This is a genomic window from Photobacterium obscurum (assembly GCF_026191635.1).
GTDB classification, from domain to species: Bacteria; Pseudomonadota; Gammaproteobacteria; order Enterobacterales; family Vibrionaceae; genus Photobacterium; species Photobacterium obscurum.
Window position 1 is genome coordinate 310683 of the sequence record NZ_JAKRRW010000005.1, and the last position, 15550, is coordinate 326232.

10 protein-coding genes are annotated in these 15550 nt (G+C 47.7%); 3 read left to right on the top strand and 7 right to left on the bottom strand.

The window, feature by feature from the left end; translation table 11 throughout:
- Positions 1-7: 7 nt before the first annotated feature.
- From MD588_RS09390 to MD588_RS09400, 3 genes are all read right to left on the bottom strand, one after another.
- Entirely contained in the window at positions 8-1990 is a 1983-nt protein-coding gene (locus MD588_RS09390; RefSeq protein ID WP_265696865.1) for a bifunctional diguanylate cyclase/phosphodiesterase, read from the bottom strand.
- A 526-nt stretch (positions 1991-2516) separates the two neighbouring features.
- Positions 2517-3869 (bottom strand): sigma-54-dependent transcriptional regulator, encoded by a 1353-nt coding sequence (locus MD588_RS09395; protein ID WP_265696866.1) that lies wholly within the window; start codon positions 3867-3869, stop codon positions 2517-2519.
- Positions 3866-5677: a sensor histidine kinase gene (locus MD588_RS09400; protein WP_265696867.1), complete on the bottom strand. Its 1812-nt coding sequence runs from the start codon at positions 5675-5677 to the stop codon at positions 3866-3868. Before MD588_RS09400 ends, MD588_RS09395 begins: the two co-directional genes overlap by 4 nt.
- A gap of 201 nt (positions 5678-5878) precedes the next feature.
- Here MD588_RS09400 and pdxH point away from each other — a divergent pair, with 201 nt between their 5' ends.
- A complete protein-coding gene (pdxH, locus tag MD588_RS09405) occupies positions 5879-6514 on the top strand; it encodes a pyridoxamine 5'-phosphate oxidase (RefSeq protein WP_265696868.1) in 636 nt (211 codons plus the stop codon).
- A gap of 77 nt (positions 6515-6591) precedes the next feature.
- Here pdxH and MD588_RS09410 read toward each other — a convergent pair whose 3' ends face one another.
- The 4 genes from MD588_RS09410 to MD588_RS09425 form a co-directional block, all read right to left on the bottom strand.
- Complete coding sequence (locus MD588_RS09410) at positions 6592-6756, bottom strand: addiction module component (protein WP_265696869.1); 165 nt, start codon at positions 6754-6756, stop codon at positions 6592-6594.
- Positions 6757-6942: 186 nt separating this feature from the next.
- Entirely contained in the window at positions 6943-7653 is a 711-nt protein-coding gene (locus MD588_RS09415) for a helix-turn-helix transcriptional regulator (protein WP_265696871.1), read from the bottom strand.
- A gap of 517 nt (positions 7654-8170) precedes the next feature.
- A complete protein-coding gene (locus MD588_RS09420) occupies positions 8171-9358 on the bottom strand; it encodes a putative manganese transporter (RefSeq protein ID WP_265696872.1) in 1188 nt (395 codons plus the stop codon).
- 107 nt (positions 9359-9465) lie between these two features.
- Entirely contained in the window at positions 9466-10422 is a 957-nt protein-coding gene (locus MD588_RS09425) for an AEC family transporter (RefSeq protein WP_265696873.1), read from the bottom strand.
- A gap of 777 nt (positions 10423-11199) precedes the next feature.
- Here MD588_RS09425 and MD588_RS09430 point away from each other — a divergent pair.
- Together MD588_RS09430 and putA are read left to right on the top strand one after the other, a co-directional pair.
- Positions 11200-11985: an AraC family transcriptional regulator gene (locus MD588_RS09430; protein ID WP_265696874.1), complete on the top strand. Its 786-nt coding sequence runs from the start codon at positions 11200-11202 to the stop codon at positions 11983-11985.
- 423 nt (positions 11986-12408) lie between these two features.
- Positions 12409-15537 (top strand): bifunctional proline dehydrogenase/L-glutamate gamma-semialdehyde dehydrogenase PutA, encoded by a 3129-nt coding sequence (gene putA / locus MD588_RS09435; RefSeq protein WP_265696875.1) that lies wholly within the window; start codon positions 12409-12411, stop codon positions 15535-15537.
- The last annotated feature ends 13 nt before the right edge of the window (positions 15538-15550 follow it).

Genomic DNA, 15550 nt, shown 5'->3' on the forward strand with positions numbered 1-15550 from the left:
CCCTAAATTAGCGCTCAGCAATGATCGGTTTGTCATTTCGTCCCTGCTCATTGTTGTTCTTCTTGTGGGTAGTTTTGTTTTTATGCTCGATGATGAAGCCCTGGAACCCGCTGACAAATAGATCGGATAAGCGTTCAAGTTGGGTTTCGGTTTCAACTCGCGTGGCAATGGTAATGATATTCAGGCTGTGAGCTGTGCGAGATATTGATGACAAGACACCTGACTTCGTTTGGTCATTGAGCTGATGGGTATAGGCAAAATCAATTTTGACATAATCCGGGCGAAATTCGGTTAGATAGTCCAGTGACTTAAAATGACGGCCGTAATTATCGACACCAAATCTGAACTTATAAAACCGGATAGCCGAGCATAGCAGGCCGGTTGAGTCCGGATGGCGTACAAAGGATGACTCTGATAGCTCGAAGAACAGGCGCGATGACAGCGCTTGGTTTCTTTCCATTGCCTGGCTGAGCCAGCGAATAAATGCCGGGTCGTTGGCACTACTGTTGGTGATATTGATAGCAAGTGGGCCGAGTTGGTGGTCGGCATTGAGTCGGTTGATCAGTTGGGCGACGACATGGCGGTCAAACAAACTGCCGACACCTAAGTCTTCAATTGCCCCGAGAAACTGACTGGCAGTATAAACCTCACCGCGCTTTTTGATTGCGGTGAAAACCTCGTGCTGATAAATCCCGTTGTTGTCATTGACTACCGGTTGGTAATGGTAGGTGAAGTAATCATTATCAATGGCTTCTAACAGCAGCGATTTCCACTGCTGTTTACCCAGTGCGGTATGGGCCGAGGACTCTTCAATAAGTGCAATTGGCCGTTGAGGCGTAAGCGCGGCTTTGGTTAGCGCATTATCAAGTTGGCTTAGTAAGGTGCTCGACGTTGATGATTGGTTATTCATTAACAGGCCGACATGGGCGGTTTGCGGATCGTCGGATGAACTGGTTGTCGCTAATTCATCAATAACGGATAACATGGTTTCTCCGACAATTCTTAACTTTTCGGCACTAATGTTCGGCGCAAGCAGCGCGAACTCGTCATAAGAGAGTCGCGCAAGGGTGATGTCACTATAAATGATTCCCTCGTTGAGTCCTGTTGCTATGTGTTTTACCAGCTGATCGCCAGCATCAAATCCCTGGTAGCGGTAGCAGTCATCGATGATGGTCGTTTTCAGTAATGCTAACCCACCTTTGTGCGATTTTGACAACCACGAATTTAACTGGTTGATGAAAAAGCTACGGTTGCCTAACCCGGACACGGAATCGCGGTAGGCTTGCTCTCTGAGTTTTACGGCCTCCCTAGCTTGCGCCTTGAAGTTTACCTCCAGCTGTGAGGTAAGGTGGTTGATAACCCTGACAATGGTTCTTAAATCTTGCGCGGCCGGCAACGGAATAGGATGGCCGAATTGGTTGTTGGTGATCCCCTTGGCACGCTGGACAAGATTGTCCAGCGGTTTCAATCTACGCTTGAGGGCTATCAGAACGATTGTGCCGGCAAGGGTAAGCAACACTAAACTCAGGTTGAGCACGCTGAGTTTTGCCTGCCATAACTGCTGATAAGCCTGCGCAGTATTGGTTGTTATTGTAAGGCGACCAAGCGGTTCTAGACCGTGATTGATTGAACGTGTTTCGGTGTGTTGTTGAAATAGGCCAAGTTTAATAAACCATTCTGGTGTAGCGACGTCAACGGCTACACGTTCACGTTTGAAGGTCTTGTCTGTCTGATGCAAATACAGGCTCAGGCTCTGCCAGCTATGATTGGTAAATAGTTGATCAATCACTTGCTCGAGTGCCTGGCTATTAACTGCGCTGAGCTGAGACTGTAGCGCAAGTTCTGCATTAAGAAGATCACGATTGATATTGTTAATGCGTTGCTGCTGAATCTGGGAATGAAGCACTGAGAAATGAATGGCAGTAACAGCAAGCGTAAAGAGTATGATAATTGCCAGAATCCATGTGATTAACTGTCTGTATAAGGTCATATTAAGTACTCTAGCTAGGCGGTTATTTAATGAGTTAGCGAGATAATTTAGCTAGCAATATTGAGTTTGATGCTTGTTATTGATTATTCCTTCGCGGCTGCCTGGCAATGTAGATCCTGTCGCGTCGTTGATGATATTTGGGTCAATTGCTAATGGATTCTCCATGGAGAAAATAGTTAGATAATCAACTGATTTAATTTAACAAAAGTTCAAACGTCTCAATGCTCTGATTTAAGCCTCGATAGCGGTTCCTGAAGATGCTTCTAAGTAATCTTGTAACGTTATTGCTTGTTTCACTGTGCGATAGAACTTTCTCGGCATGCGTCGGGGGATACATCTAAACTGATTTCCTCGCTTAAAGAGCGTGACGGCTGTGGTGAGGATAGTGTGCTGGCTGAAATGAAAGTCGCGTGTTGGCGCAAACCTTGTGAGGGCATGGGAGGGGCAGAGCAATAGCACTTAAGGAAGCAAACAAAGTGATAACTGCGGGGCGATAGAAATTGGTTATCACTTTGTCTGGACGAATTTAGCCGGTGACCTTAAAGTCATCTTTGTCGATATTATGTTTTCTCATTTTGTCATACAGCGTTTTTCTCGCCAGCCCCAATTCAGCCTGAACTTCTTTCAGCCGGCCGTTGTGTCGCTTTAAGGCGTCGCTTAACAAGGTAAACTCAAACTGATTCATTCGCTCTGCCAAAGTGTGGGTTAGCGGTTCCTCACTGAACTGGTTGCTGTCGCTGAGCGTTGAGGTATCCCCCATCAAAACCAGTCGTTCGGCGAGGTTTCGCAACTCTCTGACATTACCTGGCCAGTCATGATCGAGTAATTTTTGCTGTTGCTCCAAACTGATGGATGGCGGTTCAATTCCGTAGCGGGTTGAGGCCGAGCGGGTGAAGTTTTGAAATAGCATCGGAATATCGTCCCGTCGTTCGCGAAGGGGCGGAATATCGACACTGACGACATTGAGGCGGTAATAGAGATCATGGCGAAACTGTCCGCGATCGCTCATCAACTTCAGGTCTTCTTTGGTTGCCGCAATAATCCGTATATCCAGTGGGACGGACTTATTGGTGCCGAGCGGTTCGACGCTTCGCTCCTCTAATACCCGTAATAACTTGATCTGTAGAGACATCGGCATCGACTCAATTTCATCGAGAAACAACGTGCCGCCGTTGGCATGGGCTATCTTTCCGACCCGCTTTTTTTGGGCTCCGGTAAATGCGCCAGGCTCGTAGCCGAACAACTCACTTTCGATCATGGTTTCGGGAATGGCGCCACAGTTGATGGCGACAAAGGGCTTATTCTGCCGAACACTGTGATCATGAAGAAAACGCGCGACAAGCTCTTTGCCGGTGCCGGTTTCACCGTGGATCATGACGTCGGCTGGCGTATCTTTGATATGGGATAGAATGCGCCGCAGTTGCTTTACCTGCGGGTTGTTACCAAGTATGCGCGGTCCCGGGCCGCTTTGTGCTTCCAGCTCCCGGCGCAGTTCGCGGTTTTCGAGTACCAGTTCCCGTTTATCAGCAGCACGTCGGACGATCTCGAGCAGATTGTCGGTCGAGAATGGCTTTTCGAGGAAGTCGTAGGCGCCAAGACGCATCGCATCGACGGCCATTGATATATCGCCATGGCCGGTGAGCAAAATAATCGAAAATTCAGGATCAATGGCTAATGCTTGCTTAAGGAAAGCGATGCCATCGATTCCCGGCATGTTTATGTCCGAAATAATGACGCCGGGATAATGGCTTTCGAGTTTTTCCAATGCCGGTTTGGCACTGGAAAAAAGGCTGACGTCATAGTCTTCCAGCTCCAATGTCTGTCCCAGTGCATCACGGATGGATTTTTCGTCATCGATAAAAAAAACTTGTTTGTTCATTGGTTGTCCTCTGTGCTGCGGGGAAGTTTGATAACGAATTCGGCTCCTCCACCAGGGTGATCGATAACGCCAAGGCTACCAGAGAAGGCCTCGATGATCCGGCGTGATATGGTGAGCCCAAGCCCCAGGCCGTCATGTTTGGTCGTGAAAAAAGGCGTGAAAATCCGTTTCTTTTGATCGTCGTCGAGCCCTGGGCCGTTGTCCCATACCCTGATTTCTACCCATTTTTCGCTTGCCTCGAGCACGATGCCGACTTGAGGCTGATGGGCCGAGGTTAATGCCTGAATCGCATTATGCAGCAGGTTGATTATAACTTGCTCAAACTGCACCGCATCAGCATTGATTATAATGTCGGGAGAAAGCTCACCCACGCGCAGAATGACCCCCTGCTTGATGAGTCGGTTGCGCAATAGGCTGATTGCCGAGCGGATTGAATCGGCTGCTACCGTGTGGTTGTGCGCCTCATTGGCCTTGCGAGCAAACACTTTGAACCTGGCAATAATGTCAGCCACCATCTGGTTGAGGTTGATGATTTCATCAATATTGCCGGCAACGGCTTGATAGCGTTCTTTCTGGAGTAGCTTGCGTGAGTTTTCGGCATAGGTACGCATGGCTGCCAGTGGTTGGTTTATTTCGTGATTGATACTTGCAGATAATTCGCCCAGCATCGCGAGCTTCGCGGCTTGCACCAGTTCACTTTGGGTCTGCTTGAGCTCGGCCTGCGTGCGCTCGTACTGTTCAATGGTGTCGCGTAATTGCTGATTGGTTTCCAATAGATTGTTGGTTCGCTGAATGACCAGTTGTTCGAGGCGATCATTTAGCTGGGCCAGGGCTTTTTGTGCTTTTAGTGTCTGCCACCACGAGGTGATGGCAAGACACAGTAACGAATAAAACACAATGAACATCAGTACCGCTTGGATGACATATTGATAGGCTGCTTTTATCGGACTGAAGCCGTAAATTGCCCAGCCAGCCTGAGCCATGTCATGGCTGGCTACCACATAGGTATCGCTTCTGTTCTGCGAAGGAAGCTTAATGTCGCTGGTTTCACGTTGATTAAACTCCGACAGATTTGAATATTGGGTTAGGGGATCAAGCTTGGCGCTACCATATTGTCGTGATGCCAAGATTTGTTGTTTTTGATTTTCTTCCAACGGAATTAACGAGCGGTATAACCAGCTATTTTCCGAGCTGTAGAACACCACGCCTAGCTGATCGGCAATTGCATACTCGATCTCCTTGTATTGCCAGATATCTTCGATCAGCGATAAATCGACTTTGATAGCAATGACACCGATAGCTTGTTGCTGGTAATAGAGCGGGGCAGAAAAATAGTACCCGCGCTTGTCTGAACTTGCCCCCAGTGCAAAGTACTGGCCGGGTTTGCCGGAGATCGCATCCCGAAAATAGGGGCGGTAGGCATAGTTTTGCCCGACAAAGCTGTCCGGTTGTTGCCAGTTGCTGGCGGCCACAGTCATGCCTTGAGCATCGATCAGATAAATGGTGTCTGCGCCAAGTGTTTTGCTCCACTGCTGCAATAGATGATTGGTGGAAGGCAATTGAGCAGCTACAGGATGAGGTGTGTCAGCCAGCAGGGGGCGCAGCAAACGGGGATCATTTGCCAGTACTTCGGGCAGTTTACTGTAGCGATTTAGCTGGGCATCAAGTTTTTGTCCGAGCTGGTCTACATCCAGTGTGACTTTATCAGCGAGATGTTGTTTTACTTGCTGATAGGTTAGTTGGGAGATCAGGACACTGAGTGCCAGGCCAATAGCGATGATAAGGACGAGCCATTTACTTTTGTGCACTTGAAGATACCAAGGGGTTTTTATGGTCTTGATATATCAAACTTTGCCGTCTGAAAACACGAGCCAGGTAGCAGAGATGAAATGTGCTGGATAATAAACAGTATAAATAGCGGATAAATGAGTTCAACTCGGCAGCGGCGCTTGTTTTTCCATGGCGCAAAGCGCACAATTTCCCCGAATAACAAATAAGCGGAGATAACAATGGAATTGTCTGATATTCGTCGCGAGTACACGCGAGGTGGGTTACGTCGTCATGATTTACCGGACGAACCCCTAAGCTTGTTCGACAAGTGGTTAAAGCAGGCAATTGATGCCAAATTGAGTGATCCTACGGCCATGACAGTGGCAACTGTAGATGAAAATGGCCAACCTTATCAGCGTATTGTGTTGTTGAAGCATTTTGATAAAGAAGGGTTTGTCTTCTATACCAACCTGGGTAGCCGCAAAGCGATACACCTTAGCCATAATGCGAAAATCAGTCTGCATTTCCCGTGGCACGATATTGAGCGCCAGGTTCACATCACCGGTGAAGCCGAGAAACTGTCGAAACTGGAAGTGCTTAGGTACTTTTCATCTCGCCCTAAAGAAAGCCAGATTGCAGCATGGGCCAGTAAGCAAAGTAGCCGGCTTTCGGCGCGTCAGGCTCTGGAAGGAAAATTTATGGAGCTTAAGCAAAAGTTTGCCGTTGGTGAGGTGCCTGTTCCGACATTTTGGGGCGGTTATCGCGTGAAAGTGACTTCTGTAGAGTTTTGGCAAGGAGGAGAAAATCGTCTTCACGATCGTTTCTTGTATAGTCAGGAAGGTGAACACTGGGAGATAGAGCGCCTGGCTCCTTAATTTCTGTAAGGTTAAAAAAAAAGTGTAGCTATCAGGCTACACTTTTTTTATTTGTGCAGATGAATAACTTCGGGCCATTAGCGCTGGCTGCTTGTCACTATACTCACACCTTCCGGGTGGCGAACTTTCAAAGCTTTTTCTGCTGATTGAATTGAAGCGATTTCATTTTCCGCTGAAATTTCATATTTACACGGAATATTAAAATGTGGATGTACAACGTAAGTAATAGTGAATAGTTTCATACTGATTTCCAGTTAAAATATAATATTAAGTACGGATGTTTAAAACCGTATATTAATAATGGTTAATTAAGTCTGGCGTTATTGTAGGTGGACTTTGGCCAGCAAAATTTGATCTGGAAACAGAGTTTAATTTGCAAAATTTAAATCTAAGAATGCACCAGCCGCGGGTACGACAAGCAAATAAAATTATTCTTTAAGGATTACCGATAGTTGGCGCTTGAGCATACTTTCGGGAATGTGGGAGCCAAAACCAAGGTCCAATGCGAGATCCAGCAGTTCACCTTTTGAATTGGCATTGAACTTCTCACGCAGACGCAGGACATAGTTTTCAACTGTTTTCACTGAAACATTGAGAACTTTAGCGATGTATTGCGGTTTTTTGCCATAGAGCAATAAGAACAGCACTTCAGACTCTCGGGTATTAAGGCTAACAGGTTGATTATGGATATCGAGGTTGAAGGAGGCTTGCTCCTTATTACTTAAACCCGCCGCTCGGCATATCCAGTGCCCGACTTCAAGAATGGCAGTATCTTTCAGTTCCACACCTGAGAAGATTGTCCCAATTACATCGTTTTGTTCATCTTTCCACGGTGTCTTCGTGAATAAATGTGCACGCCAGCTTCCGTCGGAATATGGATGGATATCGAGAACTCGTACTCGGTTTCCCGTGGAAATAACCAAGTTATCTTGTTCACGGAAAGAATCAGCACACTCCACTGTCGGGCTTGGCATATCGAAATCAGTTCGGCCAATACAATCTAAATGATGATCGACACCAATAATTTTTCCGTATTCAGCATTGGCGTAAACAAAGACAGAATCTTTATCTTTACATCCCCAGCAACCGGGAAGCTGATTAAACATATGCATTAGCGGTGGGTCGACTTTATCTTTCACTATTTATGCCTGATGAAATGGGCGGGTTAAAGGAACTGTACAGAGTTTAATAGAAAGAAGAAATCTTACAATATCCGTATGACGGAATAATGGACAATTTTTTGTAAGAATTTAAAAAAAGGCCGGCCTAAAGAGGCCGGCAAAGACAAGAGTTTGACTCCGAAGAGCACAATCCTGTACGACGTGTAGAAGAGGTATCCAATCAAGTTCATTTCTCTGATATGAGGGTGTATATCAAAGTAAACCTCATTGGCATGTATCCAATGCTGGATACTGCAGACAGACAACAGTGAAGTGCGTTCCCTGTCTACGAGAGAAACTATAACCGAGGGCGCCAGAATTAATAAGGGGGGAAATCACCTATTGACATACCGATATTATTCTGAATGGCTTTTCATAGCGTAATTTATACAAGCGATTATGTGCATGTTGTTTTTGTGCAAGGTGTTGAATCTCTGGGATAAGTCAGAAACCGAATTATCCCGCCAGCTGTATTGTATGCGATATGGCTGGGTGATTATTCAAAAAAGGCAAAACTGCCATAGGCTACGATTAGCGCCGGTAAGGTCGAATATAGCGTAGCCATTAACGCGGCCTTAGGGGCGAGTGCGATTGCCGGGAAAAGCGCATCGCCGTCATTGCTGATTGCATTGCCTAGTTGTGCAGACAGTGGCACAGCACCAGTGATATATAGGCTGGTTACCAGGATCTGCGGCCCGCAGCCTGGTAATAAACCGATTAGAATGCCCATTAGGGGTAATAATACTGCCCAGTTTGAAAAGACGGCTGCAGGATCCAGCCCTGTCCAGAAAACTGTCAGTTCAAACAGTAAAAATGCTCCGATGACCCAGCTGGTGACAAAGTTGGTGTCTTGCGCTATTCGTTGGAAAAAATTGCTATTGTCTTTGGGCTCTTCTGCAACCGCTGATTGATAATCGGTAACCTCGCGGCTTGTTGCCCAGAGTAACATAGCGCTCAGCGCCGCAGCGGCACCAATATAACTGATGGTGCCGGCTTTTAAGTGGAAAAATCGGTCAATATCTATTTGAAGCGACCCCATGATGGCAATAACCGTGGCTGGTAGCAGTGCCCACTTCCAGAACAACCCCTGGAGTTTCAATACTGATTGATTTTTGTCGTGAGCATGGTTGTTAGTTGCTGCGTCTTTGGCTTTCGACGTTTTGGGGCGCATAAAGTCAATGCCATGCACGGCATCAACTACCGCACCTGAAAATAGACCGACGACAAACCCGATAGCGACAATCATTAACCCTGTGCCTGGATCGGCTGCAAGCAGTAAAAAAGCGGCATCGCCCATCGTTGCTGTTAATACGGCAACGACAGCCCCGAAGCTAAGCCGGCCACTCACAAATTGGGTGATCACGACAATCGCTCCCCCACATCCGGGTAGCGCTCCCATAAAGGAGGCAAATAGCACCTGATATCGAGAATTGGTTTCGAGTACCTTATTGAGACCGCGACTTTGGTTCAACTTGGCTGAAATAAAGTGATACAGAGAGAGAGTTGCAGCGACGTAGCTGGCAACTTGCCAAAACGCATCGGACAAAACTGATACCGTAAGCCCGTGGGTACTGGGTGCTGCCAGCAGAGCGATTAATACTGCTGGTAAAATTAGGCGCTTGTTTGCCAGCTGCCATTTGGGGCTTTGAAGCTGATGGCTAATGGCTTTTGGTATTGATGCCATAATGGACTCCGAAAAACACTAATGCAAGTGAGAATTATTATCATTTAAATCTTAATGATAATAATTTGCAAGTGTTTTATCGGATACCATGAGTATGGGAAGAACAATTACAGCAAATGAGTACTATATAGCAGCGTGATCCCGAGGCTACAGGTAAACAACGAGCCCAAGGTAGTCATTGCGATCACATTGGCTGCCAGTTTGGCATTAGCCCCCATAGAACGCGCCATGACGTAGCTGGCTGCAGCGGTTGGTGCGGCACTCATCAGGAAAATTATCCCTAATTCCAGCCCTCTAAATTCCAGCCAATAACCTGCCAGGCTGATCAATCCCGGAGCGATGATCAAGCGGCCGCAGGTGGAATAATTCGCGTTGGATGAATCTTGTCTGAGCTGTTTGAGATCCAGGCTAGCCCCGGTACACAGCAGGGCTAGTGGCAGGGTCATATCGGCGAAATAGCTGCCAGACTTTAATAGAATCCCTGGGATATCAACCTGTAACAGTGAGAACGGGATAGCAGCACAAATACTGATGATCAATGGGTTTTTGACGATCGAGCGGAGCAAGTAGCCAACGCTGAGTGACTGGCTGCCTGGCGAAGAGCGTGTCAGGGTGATCACTGCCAGAATATTATAAAGGACAGTGATCACAGCGACATACAACGAGCCAACGACCAAGCCAGTTTCACCAAAGGCATTGGCGACATAGGCGAGGCCAATGATCCCCGTGTTAGCCCGAAATGCGCCTTGAACAACCACTCCTGATTCTCGTTTATCTTTAATCAACCAATGAGCCAGCAGTTCAAAAAGCAAATAAGTCAGCGTGTTAGCTATAACAGCAAAAATCAGCAGGTTGACGTTACCGATTTGCTGCAAGTCGGCTTTTACCACACTGAGAAACAGCAGTGCCGGAAGCGTCACCGTGAACACCAATTTGGAACCGCTCTCAATGAACTTATCTTCAATCAGTCCGTAGCGTTTTAGTGCGATGCCAAGCCCCAGCATGATGAAAATAGGGCCCGTTACCGAAAAAGAGTAGTTAAGCTGAGTCAGAAATTCGTTCATTATCAATATCCTTATTGTGCGATCTATTTGTAACACAAAAAGGACTGTTGTTGGCACAATAACGGGCGTAGTCACGGTGTCTAAAAATAAGCTGTTGATATTTCAAGCATAAATACTATTGTAACCCCTTGAATTACAGTGGAACTATGATCAAGCCAGACGAATTAACGGCCAGTGTCATTTCAATTGGAACGATGATCAAGAAGGATCCTTGTTTTGATCTTTATTGAAATGGAAGCATGATCAAGGTGGCGATCGTAAGTTTGATGTAGATGCCCTGCTGAGGGCGGCTTTTCTGCTTTGTTCGGCGCAAGCATGAACTAGCGTTATTTTTTAATATATTGAAAAATATAAAAATTATTTCGCTTTTTAGCGTGGGTTATTACAGCGATTAAAGCTTAACCAACATAAATAAGAGTCGCAAAGCAGATTAGGAGTCGCCAAATGTACACGATGTTGAAAATTGAAATGACATCAGCCGTAAAAATGCCACTCTTGATCATTTTTCCGTATATGCTGGCATCGCCTTCGATGGTTGGATCTTTGGCATTTCCTATAATTATATTGTAAGTACGTTTAGGTTCTGACGAGATGATCCTGCTGTATGTAACCGAGCCATACCCCTGCATGCAGCGTTTAATTAGGTAATCAAGTCAATTTATCGACTTACTAACCGTTCTCAGTTGGATTGAGAACCATTTAATGCATCGGGTTCTGGTGCGAATATGTTATTCTGAGCCAAAATCAGATAACGCACATTTTATGTTTCAATGACATATGAATATTAAGCCCAAATCACCGAACTTTAAGCCGTCAGAGATTGTCGCTTTGCCACAGCAAATGGATCATCATAACCATGGTTATAACCAGGTGGTGATCGGTTTATCCGGGCAGACTGAATTTGATATCGAAGGCTACGGTAATCTGGTCTGTCCCGGCCAGGGATGTCTGGTGACGGCTGATTCCGAACATGCGTTCTCGGGGATCGGCAAAAATGAGATTCTGGTGTTAAATGTCCCCGTTGATCAGGTGCAGCCTTCTTATTCTATGGAAAGGATGGAGCGCTTGTTCGAACAGTCCAGCTACTTTCATCTTGATAGCCAGGCGCAAAACCTGATCCAGGCTCTGACTGCGGAGATGACGGCTCACCCGGATGACTTGCTGCTTAGCAAGGCTTGTACCGATACCTTGATGTGTGTGCTGCAGCGCCATTTCAAGCCGTTAAATGAAGAGCGTCAGTCGCAACGGCTGAATATGGATATTATCGATTCGTACATACTTCAGCATCTTACTCGTAAAATATCAGTAACACAGTTGGCTGGTCTGGTCTTTTTGGGTGAAAGCCAGTTTCATTTTTTGTTCAAAGAGCAGACAGGTGTCACCCCGCATCAATATGTTTTAAAAAAACGTTTGGAAATGGCAAAGCAGCTCATTGAAGAGTCCCAATTGAGCCTGGCTCAGATTGCGCAAAGCTCCGGTTTTGCAAGCCAAAGCAGCTTTACCCAAGCCTTCTCTCGTCTCTACGGCAGGCCTCCCGCTCGTTACCGTAAAGATAACTGCTAGTCTAATTCTATATTTTAACCATTATTAATCAGTGGCTTAAGTTGATTATGAAACTTGAGCCTGTCTTACTCCCCTCTTGCTTATATTCCTGAACCTTTGCTATCCCCTCTGCATGATTACGTCAGATTTCCTTGATCATTGTTCTGTCAGGCTGCTTGTTTTATTCGTTTTTATCGGCAGCTTCTGGGCTTTTGAATTTGGCTGTTCGCTATATGAAACTAAAATTTTTGCTAGGTTTTGTGTCTATTTTTGTTAAAAACCGGACTTTTTCTAAAAATTATCGGAGAATATAGCAAGACTATCGGAGCTGTGGAAAATAAAATCCCCTCAATAGTAACACTGGTGTAACATTTATCCTGGGCGAAGCATCCATGCAATTTATTATGCTGGTATTCAATCAGGGTCATTATTGAGGGATTGATTATGTTCAATGCGGCAGATGTACTTCAGCCATCATTTATTGAGCGACCGTTAGATGAAATCTGGTCATTGATTTCGCCGCTCTATTCTGTTGATGAGTCTCAGTGGCTCAAGCAGCTACTGCCTCTGGCTGAGCCTTCAGAGCAAGAACGTAAATACACCACGGAACAAGCTGCGATGCTGATCGAGCGTGTACGTGCCGATCAGAACGCTATTCAGATGATTGATGCGCTGCTACTGGAGTACAGCCTAGATACCAAAGAAGGTATTTTGCTGATGTGCCTGGCCGAAGCGTTGATGCGGATCCCTGATGCGGCTACGGCCGATGCACTGATCCGTGACAAACTCAGTGTGGCTGATTGGAAATCGCACCTGAAAAGCTCCGATTCATTATTCGTCAATGCGTCGACCTGGGGCCTGATGCTGACCGGCAAAGTGGTTACCATGGATGCCAAGGAAGACGGCACGCCAAGTCACGTCATTAACCGTCTGGTCAACAGAATGTCCGAGCCGGTGATCCGCCAAGCGATGAATCAGGCGATGAAAATCATGGGCCACCAGTTTGTTCTTGGCCGCACAATCGCCGAAGCCATGAAGAATGGCAAGGACAAGCGTGATCAAGGCTTCACATATTCGTTCGACATGCTGGGTGAAGCGGCACTGACGGCACAGGACGCCCAGAAGTATTTCAAAGACTATATCATGGCCATCGAAGCTGTCGGCCGAGATGCATACTCGAGCCAAAAGGGCTGCAACCCTAAATCGCCGGATCCTACCGTTTCGATTAAGCTGTCGGCCCTGCACCCGCGCTACGACGTGTCGAATGAAGCACGTGTTTTGGACGAGATGTATAGCGCGGTGCTGTCGTTGCTTAAACGTGCCCGCGAACTGAATGTCGGGATCACCATTGATGCTGAAGAGGCTGATCGCCTTGAGCTTTCCCTGAAGCTGTTCGAGAAGCTTTACCGCTCTGATGTTGTGAAAGGCTGGGGACGTTTCGGTCTGGTTGTTCAAACTTACTCTAAGCGTGCATTGCCGGTCTTGGCCTGGATTGCTGCGTTGGGCAAAGAGCAGGGGGATGTGATCCCGCTGCGCCTAGTTAAAGGAGCCTACTGGGATAGCGAGCTGAAGCTCTCTCAGCAGAGCGGGTTTTCTGGTTATCCGGTATTTACCCGAAAAGAAGCGACCGACAGTTCTTATTTAGCCTGTGCCCGGTTCCTGTTGTCTGAACATCTGCGTGGGGTCATTTACCCGCAGTTTGCCAGCCATAATGCCCATACCGTCTCTGCCATCATGGCGATGGCGACAACCAACCGTGATTTTGAATTTCAGCGTCTGCATGGGATGGGCGATGCCCTGTATAACCACGTGATGGATATGCACCAAACCAACGTCCGTATTTACGCGCCGGTCGGTAGTCATAAAGACTTGCTGCCATACCTTGTTCGCCGCTTGCTGGAAAACGGCGCCAACAGCTCGTTTGTTCACCGCCTGGTGGATGCGAACTGTCCGGTTGAAACCCTAACTCATCATCCGGTTGATGAACTGCGCTCGCGCCCGACGTTGCATAACAGCCTGATCCCGCTTCCACCTCAGATTTTTGGTGAAGAGCGAAAAAATTCAGCTGGTGTAAATATCGATATCGAAGCGGAATGGCGCCCGTTCTCCGATTCCGTCCAGGCCTTTAGCCACCATCAGTGGCAGGCTGGGCCTATCATTAACGGAGAAATGCTATCAGGGAATGAGCAGGCGGTCACCGCCCCTTATGACCGCCGCGAATCGGTCGGATCGGTAAGCTTTGCCAATGCCGATCTGGTCGACAATGCGATTGATAGCGCGGCAAAAGCGTTCCCAGAATGGTCACAGCTACCAGCCGCACAACGTGCCCAGTGTCTCGTCAAATTGGCTGATCTGCTAGAGCAGCATACCGGCGAGTTAGTGGCACTGTGCCACCGCGAAGCGGGCAAAACCATTCAGGACAGTATTGATGAAATTCGAGAAGCGGTTGATTTCTGTCGCTTCTATGCGGCGCAGGCGGAAGCTGATTTTGCCGAAGCCAAAACCGTCATCGGTTTTGATGGCACCAGTAAATTATTGAGCTATCAGGGGCGTGGGGTCTTTGCTTGTATCAGCCCGTGGAACTTCCCGCTGGCTATTTTCCTCGGTCAGGTTTCAGCTGCCTTGGTGGCGGGGAATACCGTGGTGGCTAAACCGGCTGAACAGACGTCGCTGATTGCGTTCCGCGCGATTGAGCTGATGCTGGAAGCGGGGGTACCGGCCGGCGCTATTCAGTTCGTTCCGGGTAACGGCGCAGAGGTGGGGGCACCATTGACCTCTGATCCGCGTATTGCCGGGGTGGCTTTTACCGGCTCGACCGAAACGGCGCAGCTGATCAACCGTTCGCTTGTTGCCCGTGATTGCGATCCGGTGCCGTTTATCGCTGAGACCGGCGGCCAGAACGCCATGATTGTCGACAGTACTGCTCTGCCTGAGCAGGTGGTACGTGATGTTGTGCGTTCAGCCTTTGCATCTGCCGGCCAGCGCTGCTCGGCTCTGCGGGTACTGTTTGTCCAGGAAGATATTGCCGATCGCATCATTGCGCTCATCAAAGGAGCGATGGCTGAGCTGTCGGTGGGACGACCGGAGCTTCACAGTACTGATGTTGGCCCGGTGATTGATGCCCAGGCCCGCGAAAAGCTGCTGACACATATCCAGTCGCTGAAAAACCAGGCCAAAGTTGTTGCTCAGGCCACGTTGGATGAAGAGTGCCAATACGGTGACTTTGTTGCTCCGACGGCGTTTGAAATCCCAAGCATCGAGGTACTGAAGAACGAAAACTTCGGCCCGATCCTTCACATTGTTCGCTTTAAGGCCAGTGAGCTGGAGCAAGTGATCGATCAAATCAACAATACCGGATTTGGTCTGACGATGGGTATCCATAGTCGTAACGAACGTACCTATTGTCACATTGAGCGACGTGCCCGTGTCGGTAACTGCTATATCAACCGTGATCAGGTTGGCGCCGTTGTCGGGGTACAGCCGTTTGGTGGTCAGGGGCTGTCGGGAACCGGTCCGAAAGCCGGTGGTCCGCACTACCTGTACCGTTTTACCAAAGATGTGTTTAGCGCTTAATGGCCGCCGAGTT